11 protein-coding genes and 1 pseudogene are annotated in these 13,326 nt (G+C 60.5%); 4 read left to right on the top strand and 8 right to left on the bottom strand.

From position 1 onward, the window contains the following. Positions 1-235: 235 nt before the first annotated feature. Positions 236-997 (bottom strand): annotated as a pseudogene (locus E1958_RS08720) (transposase); the annotation flags it as partial. A gap of 821 nt (positions 998-1,818) precedes the next feature. Between E1958_RS08720 and smc the strand changes: the two are divergent. The 3 genes from smc to E1958_RS08705 all read left to right on the top strand — a co-directional run bounded on the left by smc (position 1,819) and on the right by E1958_RS08705 (position 6,272). Beyond that, the gene (gene smc / locus E1958_RS08715) at positions 1,819-5,322 is read left to right on the top strand and encodes a chromosome segregation protein SMC (RefSeq protein WP_133511534.1); all 3,504 of its coding nucleotides are present in this window, start codon (positions 1,819-1,821) and stop codon (positions 5,320-5,322) included. A gap of 271 nt (positions 5,323-5,593) precedes the next feature. Next, positions 5,594-5,893 carry a type II toxin-antitoxin system Phd/YefM family antitoxin gene (locus tag E1958_RS08710; protein WP_089724862.1) on the top strand — a complete coding sequence of 100 codons (300 nt, stop codon included), beginning with the start codon at positions 5,594-5,596 and terminating at the stop codon, positions 5,891-5,893. Continuing rightward, the gene (locus tag E1958_RS08705) at positions 5,877-6,272 is read left to right on the top strand and encodes a putative toxin-antitoxin system toxin component, PIN family (RefSeq protein WP_165741615.1); all 396 of its coding nucleotides are present in this window, start codon (positions 5,877-5,879) and stop codon (positions 6,270-6,272) included. The genes E1958_RS08710 and E1958_RS08705 overlap by 17 nt, the downstream gene beginning before the upstream one ends. Before the next feature lie 178 nt (positions 6,273-6,450). On the opposite strand, the gene E1958_RS08700 is transcribed toward E1958_RS08705, so the two are convergent. The 7 genes from E1958_RS08700 to E1958_RS08670 form a co-directional block, all read right to left on the bottom strand. After that, a complete protein-coding gene (locus tag E1958_RS08700) occupies positions 6,451-6,855 on the bottom strand; it encodes a CBS domain-containing protein (protein ID WP_133511532.1) in 405 nt (134 codons plus the stop codon). Next, positions 6,852-7,208 (bottom strand): P-II family nitrogen regulator, encoded by a 357-nt coding sequence (locus tag E1958_RS08695; RefSeq protein ID WP_089724856.1) that lies wholly within the window; start codon positions 7,206-7,208, stop codon positions 6,852-6,854. The genes E1958_RS08700 and E1958_RS08695 overlap by 4 nt, the downstream gene beginning before the upstream one ends. Positions 7,209-7,220: 12 nt before the next feature. Next, on the bottom strand, positions 7,221-8,012 hold the full coding sequence (locus E1958_RS22245) for a DUF1538 domain-containing protein (RefSeq protein ID WP_165741612.1): 792 nt from the start codon (positions 8,010-8,012) through the stop codon (positions 7,221-7,223). Continuing rightward, on the bottom strand, positions 8,009-8,731 hold the full coding sequence (locus tag E1958_RS22240; protein WP_481752900.1) for a DUF1538 family protein: 723 nt from the start codon (positions 8,729-8,731) through the stop codon (positions 8,009-8,011). The genes E1958_RS22245 and E1958_RS22240 overlap by 4 nt, the downstream gene beginning before the upstream one ends. Before the next feature lie 487 nt (positions 8,732-9,218). Next, positions 9,219-10,040, bottom strand: coding sequence for a dienelactone hydrolase family protein (locus tag E1958_RS08680; protein WP_207787599.1), 822 nt, complete (start codon positions 10,038-10,040; stop codon positions 9,219-9,221). Between the two features lie 148 nt (positions 10,041-10,188). Beyond that, positions 10,189-10,728 (bottom strand): hypothetical protein, encoded by a 540-nt coding sequence (locus tag E1958_RS08675; RefSeq protein WP_133511529.1) that lies wholly within the window; start codon positions 10,726-10,728, stop codon positions 10,189-10,191. Continuing rightward, positions 10,725-11,579: a ParA family protein gene (locus tag E1958_RS08670; RefSeq protein WP_207787598.1), complete on the bottom strand. Its 855-nt coding sequence runs from the start codon at positions 11,577-11,579 to the stop codon at positions 10,725-10,727. Before E1958_RS08670 ends, E1958_RS08675 begins: the two co-directional genes overlap by 4 nt. A 359-nt stretch (positions 11,580-11,938) precedes the next feature. On the opposite strand from E1958_RS08670, the gene nadC reads away from it, so the two are divergent. Further along, positions 11,939-12,823 (top strand): carboxylating nicotinate-nucleotide diphosphorylase, encoded by an 885-nt coding sequence (nadC, locus tag E1958_RS08665; protein ID WP_133511570.1) that lies wholly within the window; start codon positions 11,939-11,941, stop codon positions 12,821-12,823. Positions 12,824-13,326 lie beyond the last annotated feature (503 nt).

The raw sequence follows: 13,326 nt of genomic DNA, 5'->3' as shown, positions 1-13,326 counted from the left end.
GCTGGGTAGTGGTTAATATCTAAGTTGGAACACGACCAACGGCACTGGTTGCGTTCCGGGAGGGTTGGGGAGAGGGATCAAAGGATGAATCGCTCTTACTTTTCACTTATAAATTTACCACTACCTCGACGTTGAGTGTCAGATCCCTCCGTCGGGATCAGGTCTCGCTCCCCACGCTGGAGCCTGGGGAGCCAGCCGAAAATCAATGCCAGTAGAAATCAATAATAGGTTAGTTTTAGACAGCCTCTGAGCGTCTCTGATCATCGTTCCCGGCGTTGGTGACGTCGTGATGCACAATGAGCTTGTGTTTCTCATCGACGCTGCTTTGCACGTTGTCGCCGGTTACATGCTGTTTCCCCTTGCTCAAGGCTCGTGCGTCGGGGTCGGTCCGTGAGAATTGGGTCTCTGCGCTTGCCTCTAACCGCTCGCGTTGTGCCTGCTTGCGGTTCTGCCGCTCCTTGAGTGCTTCCAGCTTGCGGGCCAGCGCGGGGTCTTCTCCTAACCCCTCACCCGCATCGGTTTCCTGCGCGTCGTTGGCATCAAGCTCTCGCGTGTAGGCTTGCAGCTCACGTTCGAGCTGCTTCAATTGCGCTTCCAAGCGCTTCTTGGTCGTGATGCTGGCGTCACTGGCGCTCGCATGGAAAAAGGAGCCGTCGATGCCGATGGTTTCTCTTCCCAACAGGTCCAGCTCTTGGCATAGCATGACGAAATCACGGTTCGCCGCGCGCCGGGCGTTCCCGTTTACTCGCCGAAACTCAGCGCTGGTGCGGTAGCTCGGGACCAAGCCCTCCAGCAGCCAGATCAGCTCCAAGTTGCGCCGGCACTCCCGCTCCAGACGCCGCGAGCTCCGCACCCGATTGAGATCGCCGTAAAGATACAGTTTGAGCAGCAGGCTCGGATCGAACGCCGGCTGACCGGGCGTCAGATCACCCGTCGCATTGGTAAAGCCCAACGCCGGCAGGTCAAGCGTGTCAACGTAAGCGTCGAGCGCCCGAACGTGGTTGGTTTCGCTGACCTAGAGGGCGTTCTCAATTGAGCTGAATCCTCATGAAAATCAAGCACATCAGGCCCATGCAGCAGCGGCTACGAGTTTCCGGAGCTCACCCGTCGCATGGGTAAACCCCAACGCCGGCAGGTCGAGTGTGTCGACGGAGGCGTCGAGCGCCCGAACGTGGTTGGTTTCGCTGACCTAGTCTTCAATCCGGGCGGGCAGGCGTGCGGCCTGGGCACGGGCTATGCCTGGCTTGTAACCTCTCGCCATCAATCTCACCCTCTCGGATCGAACTCGACCGGGAGTTTTCCCTCGCCATGACCAGGGGCGAATTCTTTTACAGTCTCTCCAGCGTGGGGAGCCAGCCGGAAATCAATGTATTAGTTTTTAGACAGCCTCTAACTCTAACCGACTGTTTTTCATGTGTTAAATAGCCACAACACCCACGCGGTTCGCACCGTGGACCCTAGGCTAACCGCTTGATTGACCGTAGCAATCCTAAATGATTTGGCGCGGTTTGGGGGATTCGACGTGTTGCGTTCGACGCCCAACGGTTCGTTGGTCTACGGCCAGGCCGGTGCCGGCGTCTTAACGCAACCTACCCCCACATGATCCCCCGCGCGGCCTGCACGCGCGGACCTTGCCTTAAGTGTAGGTTGCGTTAAGCCGCGCGCGAAAACGCCTGGGGGAACAACACAGCGTAACGCGACACGACGCGAGGATCCGTTTTAACCAGATAGCTTCTGAGGAAAAAGAATTCCCACCAGCGGTGCTCCCTGACGCTTGCGGTTTGGCCCCGATCCCGCTCCTCCTGTATCTTGCTTAGGATGCGATTGGAGAAGATCAAGCTCGCCGGCTTCAAATCCTTCGTCGATCCCACGACCGTGCATTTTCCGAGCAACCTGGCCGGGGTCGTGGGACCGAATGGGTGCGGCAAGTCCAATGTCATCGACGCCGTGCGGTGGGTGATGGGGGAGAGCTCGGCCAAGATGCTGCGCGGCGAGTCCATGTCCGATGTCATCTTCAACGGCTCCACCGGCCGTAAGCCGGTGGGCACCGCCGGTATCGAGCTGGTGTTCGATAACAGCGACGGCGGTGCCGGCGGGGAGTACGCCAGGTTCAGCCAGATTTCGGTCAAGCGTCAGGTCTCCCGGGACGGCCAGTCGGTCTATTTTCTCAACGGCGCACGCTGCCGTCGCCGCGACATCCAGGACCTGTTTCTAGGCACGGGCTTAGGTCCGCGCAGCTACGCCATCATCGAACAAGGCATCATCTCCCGGTTCATCGAGGCCAGGCCCGAGGAGCTGCGCCTGTTTCTGGAAGAGGCAGCGGGTATCTCCAAGTACAAGGAGCGGCGGCGTGAGACGGAAAACCGGATGCGCCACACCCGCGACAACCTGGAGCGCCTGGATGACCTGCGCGAGGAGGTCGCCAAGCAGCTCTCGCACCTGGAACGGCAGGCCGCTACTGCCGAGAAGTACCAGCGCCTCAAACAGGATGAGCGGCGGCTGGAGGCGGAGCTGCGGGCCCTGCGCTGGCGGTCTCTCGACCGGGAGATCGGCGCCCGGGACGAGTCCCTGCGGAGCCGGGAGACGGCGCTTGAGGGCCAGATCGCGCGCCAGCGGCAGCTGGAGGCGGATAGCGAGAAATTGCGCGACCGCTATGTCGAGGCTTCGGACGAGTTTAACGAGGTCCAGGGTCGCTATTATGCCGTCGGTTCCGAGATCGCACGCCTCGAACAGGGCATCCGGTTTGCCAAGGAGAGCCGCGGACGCCAGGAAGGGGAGGTCGACCGCCTGGAACGCGAACTCACCGAGGTCCGGGATCTGCTCGCCCGCGAGGAGCATACCGTGGCGGAGATCGACACGGCCCTGGCTACCGACGGACCCGAGCATGAGGCGGCCGAGGCGGCGCTGGCGGAGGCCCTGGTGCAGGTGGGTTCCGTCGAATCGCAGCTTGAAGCCTGGGAGGCCCAGTGGGAGGAATTCAACCGGCAGGCCGCCGCCCCCGCGGAATTGGCCCAGGTGGAGCGGACCCATATCAACCATCTGGAGCAGCGCATGGATCAGGTCCGGGCCCGGCAGGGCCGAGTAGAGGAGGAGCTGGGACGGCAGAATACCGGGGAATTGGAGATCCGAATCCAGGCCCTGCAAGGGCAGGCCCAGGGGTACGATGAGCGGATTGTCGCCCTTCAAGATCAGGAGCGACAGCTGACCGGGGCCCTTCAGGAGCAGGAACGGGCGCTGCGCGAGGTGGGTGGGCAGCTCGATACGGCGCGGACCGAGCTGCAATCGGCACGTGGCCGCCAGGCCGCGCTGACCGCGCTGCAGGAGGCGGCCCTGGACGATGCGGACGCGGCCCTTGCCGATTGGCTGAACGACCAGGGGTTGGCGGACGCCCCCAGGTTGGTCGATGAGCTGGCGGTCGAGCCCGGCTGGGAAGCGGCGGTGGAGACGGTGCTGGCGGATCACCTGCGTGCCATCTGCACCGATTCCCTGGATCGGGTCGGGGCCGGAGTGGATGGGGCGGACCTTGGCTCTCTGGCGCTACTCGAGGGGACCGAAACCCTCGGCCCCCTGGCTCCCGACTCGCTCCTGGCGCAGGTGCGGTGTCCCTGGCCTCTACACGGGTTGCTCGGGTCCGTGCGGGTGGCGAAGGATCTGCCGGCGGCTCTAAGCGAGCGCGGCACCCTCGATTCGGGCGGGGTCCTGGTTACCCGAGACGGGGTCCTGGTGGGCTCCAACTGGCTGCGCATGCCGGAAGCGAACGGTGCCTTGGGGGGGGTGCTGGTGCGGGTCGAGGAGCTCAAGGAGCTGGAGCGCCGAGCCGTAACCCTCGAGGCCCAGGTCCGGACCCTGGAGCAGGAGCAGGAGCAGCTGCGGGTGCGTCGGCACGGGGTCGAGGAGGAACGCGAGGCGTTGCGTACCGAGACCGCCGGGCTCGAGAAGGCCGGCGCCAAGATCCGGGCGGACCTTACGGGATACCGCGCCCGACTGGAGCACCAGAACGAGCGCCGTGCTACCCTGGAGGCGGAGCGCGCGGAGCTGGCTGAGCGTCTGGCAGAGGCCGTAGCCGAGGAGGCAGCGGCGCGGGAACGCCTGCATGGGGCCCTGGAGGAGATCGATACCCTGGCCGACCGGCGTGCGGCTTTGACCTCACACCGCGAGGCCCTGCGGGGTCAGGTGGCGAAGGCGCGGGAGCAGGAACGGGAGTCGCGGGAGCGGGCCCATCGCCTGCAGGTCGCCATCGAGGCCCGCCGCGCCTCGCGGGAGGCCAGGCTGCGCAACCTAGAGCGGGCGCGGGAGCAGTGTCGCCAGCTCGCCGAGCGCCGCGATGAGCTGCGCCTGAGCCTGGAGACCTCCCTGGCACCCCTGGCCGGGCAGGAGAAGGGACTCGAAGCGCAGCTTGCCTTGCGTCTCGAGGTCGAGGGGCAGCTGGGCACCTCGCGGCAGCAGATGGAGGAGCTGGATGGCCGCGTCCGCACCCTGGAGCAGGAGCGCCACCAGGTAGAGCAGGACCTCGGTGAGCACCGGCGGGAGCTGGATGCCCTGCGCCTGGCACGGCAGGAACAATTCGTGCGCAGGCGGACCCTGGAGGAACAGCTCGCCGAGGCGAATCTGGATCTGCAGGCACTACTCGCCGATCTGGAGGCGGATGCCGGTGAGGAAGTCTGGCAGGAGCGGTTGGAGAAGGTCTCGGAGCGCATCGCCCGGTTGGGCAACATCAATCTGGCGTCCATCGACGAGCTCGCGGAGCAGTCCGAACGCAAGCGTTACCTGGACGCCCAGCACGCCGACATTTCCCGCTCCCTCCAGACCCTGGAACAGGCCATCCGGCGCATCGACCGCGAGACCCGCGACCGGTTCAAAGAGACCTTCGATGCTGTCAATCAGGGCTTTCAGCAGCTCTTCCCACGCCTGTTCGGCGGTGGTCAAGCCTACCTGGCGCTTACCGGCGAGGATCTGCTGGAGACGGGCGTCACCGTCATGGCGCGCCCGCCGGGCAAGCGCAACGCCAGTATCCACCTCCTCTCCGGCGGCGAGAAGGCATTGACCGCCGTGGCCCTGGTGTTCGCCATCTTTGAGCTCAACCCGGCTCCCTTCTGCATGCTCGACGAGGTGGATGCACCCCTGGACGACGCCAATGTAGGGCGCTTTTGCGAGCTGGTGCGTTCCATGTCCGATCGGGTGCAGTTCATTTTCATCACCCACAACAAGCTGACCATGGAGATCGCGGACCATCTCCTAGGCGTGACCATGCAGGAGCCGGGCGTCTCCCGTCTGGTGTCGGTGGATGTGGAAGAAGCAACCAGGCTGGCGGCGGTGTCTTGAAATCGCTGCCAGCTACCGATCGCCGGCAGTCGTCTCGGATGGGGGGACTGAACCACGGATGGACACGGATAGGAGTGCTCAACGCCTTGCAGCGTCACGGATGAGGGGAAAAGAGGAGAAAAGAGGGGAAAAGGTGTGTGTAAAAAACGAAAAGGGTGTACACTAAGTGCAGTGTCTTTCGGCATCATGGATAGAGGAGCTATCCACGAGTGGGCTGGCGCGGCGGTTAATCATTTTCGTTATCCTTTCAATGGTCCTACCCAGGTATCCCATGGATTCTGTCAGCGTTCGTGACTTTCACACTCAACCCGGTGAGGTGTGGGAGAAACTGGTCCAATACCACAAGCTGGTCGTCACCCGTAACGGCAAGCCGTTCGCGATCCTGACCGAGGCCAGCCCGACTGTGGTCGACCGCGACCTGCAAGCCCGACGCGACCTCCGGTTCGGTCGGGCATTGGACGCAATCCGCAGCCGGACCCGTGAGCAAGGTTCGGACAAAATGACCTTGGACGAGATCAATGCCGTCATCAGGGAGGTCCGAGAGGAACGGCGGCATGAGGCTGGTGCTTGACACCAATGTCCTGGTATCCGGGTTTCTGTCCGATATTTCGCCACCGGCACAGATCCTGAACGCCATGCGTGATCGGACGATCACGCCGGTCATCTCATCCCCCGTTGTTGCCGAGTATCGAGCGGTCCTCTTGCGACCCGTGTTACGACTGGATTCCAGCGAGGTCGTCGAGTTCCTGGCCGCCCTTTCGGACAATGCCTTGTACATCGAACCCTTTCCCATTGATCCGGACGACTTTCCCGATCCGTCCGATCTGCCGTTCTATGCCACCGCATTGGCGGGTTCGTGCCCCCTGGTCACCGGCAACCGCAAGCATTTTCCTGCCGATGGACCGGTGGAGATACTGACTCCGCGGGAGACAGCAGAGAAGCTGTCTTAACCATAAGCCACCTGATGAATCCAGGGGACAGGGTGCAGGGGACAGTTGTCAGGGAAGGTTCCCTGATAACTGACAACTGATAACTGCCCCCTGAGATGCGGTTCGCGCGGGGAGAGCGTGTACTGGCCGGCAAGCTCGGAACCACTACGCTCACCACATCCTACGTCCTTGGAATCGCTCACAGATGGGGCATCATGCCCTTTACCACCATGTCGGTAAGGCTCACGATCCCGACCACCTCGCCGTCTTGCACCACGGGCGCCCGGGTCAGGTCGAAGCGGGCGAATAGGCGCGCGCAGTGACGGATGTCCATCTCGGGACTTACCGACAATGCAGGCTTGGACATGATCTCATAGATGTTGACCCGGTCCGGGGCGCGGTCCTTGGCCAGCACCTGGCGGGAAATGTCCGAGACCACGACCATGCCGATGGCGTCGTCCGCGTGGCGCTTCCTGACGATGAGGGTCTTGGTATCCACATGGGCCATGGTCTCCAGGGCATGGGCTACCGTGTCCAGGCCGTCCACGGTATCGAACTGGGGCTTCATGACGTCGCGGACGCGCACGAGCTGTTTGGTGTTCATGTCAGGATCTCCTTTTGCACGGTCTCGAAGAGTCTACGAACCTGATGATTGACGCCTACGGCGTCTTCCACATCCACCTGAAAGGCGATCCCATGACCGGGCCGCTCGTCGAAGTGTCCGGCCTTGGCGATGGTTTCCAGGATACTGCGACTCATATGCTCCTCGACCAGCAGTAGAATGGCGTCGCGTTGGGTCTCCAGGGTCAGACCGAAGAAGGTCTTGGATTTCTCGAGCCCTTCTCCCCGGGCTTGACTGATCACGGTCGAGCCGGTCGCCCCGGCCTTGCGGGCGGCCTCAAGCACGTTTTTCGTTTCACTGTCTTCGACAAATGCCAGGATGAGCTTGAAGTGCATGCGTTCATTCTCCTACGGATGGGGATGCAGACCGGATCTGCGTCGGGTAACGAGCTCGCTGAGCTGGGCATAGGCGATCACGGTCATGATCGGGAACAGGCAGGCAAAGGCGATGAGCCCGAAGCCGTCGAGGAGCGGATTGCGCCCCGGAATATTACTCGCAAGCCCCAGCCCCAGGGCCGCCACCAAGGGCACCGTGACGGTAGAGGTCGATACCCCCCCGGAGTCGTAGGCCAGGGCGATGATGGCCCGCGGCGCGAACCAAGTCTGAGTCAACACCACCACATAGCCGGTGATGATGTAGTAATGCAGCGGCGCCCCGGTAACGATGCGGTGGGTACCGAGCGTGATCCCGATGCCGACGCCGATGGCTACGGCGATCCGCAGCCCCCAGGGGTGAATGGCGCCGGCCGATACCTGGTGGGCCTTGATGGCGACGGCGATGAGGGAAGGCTCCGCGATGGCGGTCGAGAATCCGATTGCGAAGGCGAACAGATAGACCCAGGCATAACGCTCCCAGTGCTCGGCGCCGTCGGTCCCGCTGCCTGCCGTACCGAGAAAATCCGGTGCGGTGAGCTGCTCGGCCATGAGCCGACCCAGGGGGAACAGGGCCCGCTCCAAACCCTCGAGAAAGAAGGCCAGACCCAACAGCACCAGCAGGAAGCCCAGCAGCACCCGTTTGAGGTTGGGAATGGAGCGCCGCAGAACCAACACCTGAAAGCCCACCAGGATGCCGATGATCGGCAGCACATCGTCGATGGTCGCCAGAAGGGAGGACCAGAGAGAGACCAAATACTCGGTCACAGCAGGACCCCGTAACCCATGACGAAGATCATGGGTGTCAAGGAGGCAAAGGCGATGAGCCCGAAGCCGTCGACCATGGGATTGCGTCCCTCGATGCTGGAGGCGAGTCCCACGCCCAGGGCCGTCACCAGGGGCACGGTGATGGTCGAGGTGGTCACGCCGCCGGAGTCATAGGCGATGCCGATGATCTCTTTGGGGGCGAAGACCGTCATGATCACTACCCCGAGATAACCGCAAATGATCAGATACTGAATCGGCCAACCCCGCAGGATGCGCAGCACCCCGATGACGATAGCCACACCCACCGACAGGGCGACGGTGTAGCGCAGCCCCTCGGCATAGGCCTCGCGGGCGTCCGTCGCGTCGACAATCATGCCCCCTTGGGCCGCGACCTTGGCGGCCTCCTCGGCAACCGCAATCAGGGCCGGCTCGGCAATCGTAGTCCCGAAGCCCAGGGCAAAGGCGAACAACAACAGCCACAGCAGACTGCCCTTGGCGGCGAAATCCCAGGCCATGTTCTCGCCGATCGGAAACAGCCCGAGCTTGAGCCCCTGGATGAACAGGGTCAGTCCCACCACCACCAGCAGGGTACCCCACAGCAGCTCCAGGAGATTAGGGATGGGCCGGCCGAGCACCAGGAGCTGGAAGAAGGCGATCACCCCGATGATCGGCAGGAGATCCTTGACGCTGCCGGTCAGGGATTTCAAGAGTTCAGGCACAAGGGCTTTCATCGATTCACGCTGAGGGGTTTGGGTGCCTATCGTTCATTCTTTGGAGACCGGTTCGTGGTAGTGGTAGTGCTTAACATGTAGTGATGGATTTCCCGCTAAGAGGCTGTCTAAAAACTAACACATTGATTGTCCCCAAAAACTTCAGTCCGCCGTAGGCGGATCGAGGTACAAACCTCCATCTTCCAGATGGATTATCTTCAGTCGGCGGTTTAGTCCGCCGAGGGCCACTTTAGTGGCCCAACCTACCAGCTTCAGCTGGTAATGGTTGAGTTTAAACAGGTAGGCTGGGTCGAGGGACGAGACCCAGCAAACCAGGCTTGCTCGTAAACGCTGGGTTTCGTTCCTCAACCCAGCCTACTCCAGGCCCTGGCCTACGGCCCTTTTTAGACAGCCTCTAAACCTTTTCCTCTTCGCCGGGAAAATTACACGATCACTACATATTAAGCACTACCCAACGCCTGGATGCGGTGCCGGGTCAGCGCTTCAGGCATTCGCCGAAGAACTCGAGCACGCGGTCCAGGGCTTTCCGGGTGGGGTGGTCCGCCTGGTCGACCAGATCCGCGGTCACCACGCTGTGGGCCCTGCACCTGATGCCATGGGGATTGCCCGGCGAGGAATCGATCTCGATCTCCTCGAAGCCGTCGCCCAGCTCTTCGCGCAACCGCTGGAAACGCTCGGGCGGACACATGGGATCGTCCGTGAAGCGCATTCCTAACACCTTGACGCCCTCCTCGCAGGCACGGCGTCTGACCACCTGGAGGTCTTCGTCGGACACGTGGAGACCCCGGCGTCGCTCGGCACCGAGCGGAAAGGGCAAGGAGGGCTGGGAGAGGACCGGCGCCATCACCCAGGGATCCACCATCAGGGACAGGGCGAAGTTGCCGGTGAGGCACATTCCGAGGGCCCCCACCCCCGGCCCCCCGCACTCGGCGTAGAGGTCGCGGCAGAGCGCACGCAGCCAATGCGTGATCGGACTGGAGCCGCGCGCGGCCAGCACGTGAAACTCGTGGCTGATACAGGCACGCGCTATCTGGGCGAACTCGTAGCCCCTGGTCGGCTCCCTGCCGACGACCCCAAACAGATCCGGCATCGCCACGCTAAAGCCGGCTTTGACTACGCGCTCGGCGAAGCGGGAAACGGCGGGGTAGATCCCCGGGATCTCGTGTATGACGACGACCCCCGGACCCTCGCCGGCGCGGTAGACGGTCTTCGCCTCGCCGCCGCCCTCGAAGCGGGTACTCCACCAGGCCACGTCGCTGCCAGACAACAGTTCGGGCAGATCATTCTTCCCCATCATTCGATCTCCTGACGTTTTTCGAGGCACCCTATATTCGGAAACAACAAGATTGGAGCACTCCTAACTATCAGTTGGAACCCACAAATCAACACCACTGGACACGAATCAAGATTCGTATCCATGGGTGGTTTTTCGGCTCCAGAATTTGTCAATTGCCGGCAGCTGTTACACTGCCTCGGGTACCATCGATCAGGTATTCTGCCAGTCGTGCGTATGAACTGTTACTTTTATCCGCAGGCTTTGCTCGCTCCGTCACTTTGTGAATTGTCTCCTTCATTTCATCGAACGGCATTTTGGCTAGCAGTGCCATAAGGCGCGGTATGGTATCCTTGCGCGACTTAGCCGGTTCGAAATTTTTGCTTATGGTTGTGCCCAAGCGCTTGACTTCATCGAGAGACGAGAGCACTTCCCCCTTTCGTACCATGGGTTCGAATTCGGAAAGGATCCTGTAATACTCCGGGTCGCTTGTTTCCAAATCCTGCACCGCCTTGGAGAGTCGATCCGTGTCTTCTGCCAGCGACCGGGCACTTGCGGTACCCGCTGTTACCTTGGTTTCTCTGAAATACTCGAGGAGATCTTCCGTTTTGTGGTTCGACAAAAAGGATACGGCCTCATCCAACTCGCTTTTCGTGAACTCCTCCTGAAGGAGGGTCAACCTCATTGCTGCTTGACGCACACGCTTTTTCATTTCAGTTCGACTCTCTGTAGGAATTCTTCAGCGACTTGGCGGAATTCGCCTACAACGTAGTCGCGGGCATAGGGCGTATCGAAAATCGGTGTTCCTGCTCTAGAACCAGTCGCGTAGGAATCCGAATGGTGTGCAGGATTCTCGAATATCGACCACCCATGATCTTTGGCAAGTGCTTCAACCTCACGGCAAGACTTCAGCTGCTCGGGTGGCGTGTTCGAACGCCGCATGTCATTGAAGATGATGCCTGCCATTTCGATCTTCTGATGCTGGTTCCTCACCGTGAATTCGCTAAGAGAACGTGCTAGCAACGGAAGACCGATTGTTGCAAGAAATTCGGGTTTGACCGGTACGAAAACATACCGACTGGAACAATAGGCCGCTGTAGTGAGAATCGATTCCGTCGGTGCGCAGTCGATTATGATGAGGTCATAGTCAGCCTCGATATTAGAGATGAATCGTGGTAGGCGTTGAGGCTTTTCCGTTGGATTCTTCAATGTAGACGACAACTCCAGACGAGAGGCGACAAGATGGAGTAAACTGCCGTCATTCCATTTGTGTAGTGGGACAATGACATCCTTGGGATTGACTAAGGTAGGCGCGCCAGTCGAGGCTGAGGGAGCCGAAAATTGCTCGAACACATCCATGATGGTTTTTGTCTCTGGTTTGCCCAGGAGGTTGAGGTAGCCCTCAGCTCCCAAGAAATACTGGCTCAAGTTTGCCTGTGGGTCCAGGTCGATGCAGAGTACCCGATAGTTTCCGTGCCAGGCAGAGTACCACCCGAGGTTGAACGTCAACGTCGACTTTCCGACGCCGCCTTTCATGTTGATCATTGACGCGACAGTAGCCACTTGTAGTCTCCCGATTCTTGCGCTTGATGTCTCACATCACCGAAAGCATAAGCAGCTGGTGACCAGCCCCTGGTATCAAAAACACCTGGATCCGTTCGACAAAGAGGATCAAAAAGAATTTTTGCTCGCCAGTGCGAAAATGGCAACCTTCCGTTAAGTTCACGACCGGGAATAGACCCGTGGTGCCATGGATACAGCAAGTACCGCTGGGTTTCGAGAATTGGTACGGACCGCAAAGAGGGCACCTTGAAAAATAGGTGTTTTTACCAAATTGAGAGACTCTAACCCATTGATTATTCGGACATGCCTTAGACGAAAACTGCATTTTTCAAGGTGCTCAAGAGCGACCGAAGACTATGATGAACCGGACAACCACTCAGGATACCTTCTTCAAGGCGCTGCGGGACAGTCTGCCCGCGGCGGCACTCATCGAGCAACAGGTCCGGACGGCACTGGCCGAGGATCTGGGTGGAGGCGACCGTACCGCCGCCTTGTTGCCGGCGGACCGGAAATCCCGGGTCGAGCTGATTACCAGGCAGAATGCGGTTGTCTGCGGTCGGGCCTGGTTCGATGAGGTCTTTCGCCAACTCGACCCCGGAGCTCGTATCGAGTGGCGGGCGGCGGACGGCGAGCGCGTGGAACCGGGCCAAATTTTATGCACGCTGACGGGAGCTACCCGGGCCCTGCTGAGTGGCGAGCGCACCGCCATGAACTATCTCCAGACCCTCTCCGGAACGGCCAGCCGGGCGCGCTTATATGCGGACGCCGTTGCCGGCCTTCCGGTACGCCTGCTCGATACCCGCAAGACCCTCCCCGGGTTGCGTGTGCAGCAAAAGTATGCGGTGCGGTGCGGCGGTTGCTACAACCACCGCATGGGACTGTTCGACGCCATCCTGATCAAGGAGAACCACATCCTGGCGGCGGGCTCCATTGCCGCCGCCCTGACCGCGGCGTTCGCTGTGGCCGCCGGCTTGCCGGTGGAGATCGAGGTGGAGAATCTGGACGAGCTGGAGGAGGCCCTGGCTGCGGGTGCCACCCATCTGCTGCTGGACAACTTCGAGCTTGATCGGCTGCGCCGGGCGGTGGATCTGGTGGGCAGAAGGGCGCGCCTAGAGGCCTCCGGCGGCGTCACCCTCGACAGGGTTCGGGTCATCGCCGAGACGGGTGTAGACGACGTCTCCGTCGGCGATCTCACCAAGGATGTCGCGTCCATCGACCTTTCCATGCGCTTCATGGATGCCTGATGGGGCCTTGACTGTTATGGAAAATTTGAGCGGAAAGTTTCGACTTTCAATTTGTCATTTCGAGCGCAGCGAGAAATCTTTGCCTAAACAACACCATTACGATGAATTCTCAATGGAAAGACCTGCGTGTGGGTTGGTTTTGAAGATCCCTCGCTACGCTCGGGATGACAGTTCCCTGCGGTCGAGATGACAGGTTCGGTTGAGATGAAAAGAATCAGACAGGCTTCACAACTTAAAATTCAACCACCACCCGTAGTTCTTCTTTCTCTTGAGGTTCGTTCCTCATCTCGACCGACGTGCTCTTTGCATCCTTTGCGGTTCAAAAATAGCTGGAAGCCGGTGACTGGTAGCTGTAAAGCGATATGCGCTCGGCCTGCCGGCATTTCCGTTCGAGGTGGGCCATGCCATCAAATCGCAATATAAGTAAATTATAAATTTTTATGCCTACATAAGATGTGCTTCTTTGTTCCGTCCTATCTGTTTGCGCCAGAATAAACGGTCTT

Source organism: Candidatus Thiosymbion oneisti, assembly GCF_004359955.1.
In the GTDB taxonomy this organism is placed as follows: domain Bacteria; phylum Pseudomonadota; class Gammaproteobacteria; order Chromatiales; family Chromatiaceae; genus Thiosymbion; species Thiosymbion oneisti.
The sequence above is the reverse complement of the archived record's forward strand: the minus strand, read 5'-3'. Positions and strand labels throughout refer to the sequence as shown.

Coding starts and splice junctions, on each gene's coding strand:
- E1958_RS08700 (WP_133511532.1), bottom strand. CDS start 6,855: ATGAACACCAAACAGCTCGTGCGCGTCCGCGACGTCATGAAGCCCCAG.
- smc (WP_133511534.1), top strand. CDS start 1,819: ATGCGATTGGAGAAGATCAAGCTCGCCGGCTTCAAATCCTTCGTCGAT.
- nadC (WP_133511570.1), top strand. CDS start 11,939: ATGAACCGGACAACCACTCAGGATACCTTCTTCAAGGCGCTGCGGGAC.
- E1958_RS08705 (WP_165741615.1), top strand. CDS start 5,877: ATGAGGCTGGTGCTTGACACCAATGTCCTGGTATCCGGGTTTCTGTCC.
- E1958_RS08680 (WP_207787599.1), bottom strand. CDS start 10,040: ATGATGGGGAAGAATGATCTGCCCGAACTGTTGTCTGGCAGCGACGTG.
- E1958_RS08675 (WP_133511529.1), bottom strand. CDS start 10,728: ATGAAAAAGCGTGTGCGTCAAGCAGCAATGAGGTTGACCCTCCTTCAG.
- E1958_RS08695 (WP_089724856.1), bottom strand. CDS start 7,208: ATGCACTTCAAGCTCATCCTGGCATTTGTCGAAGACAGTGAAACGAAA.
- E1958_RS08710 (WP_089724862.1), top strand. CDS start 5,594: ATGGATTCTGTCAGCGTTCGTGACTTTCACACTCAACCCGGTGAGGTG.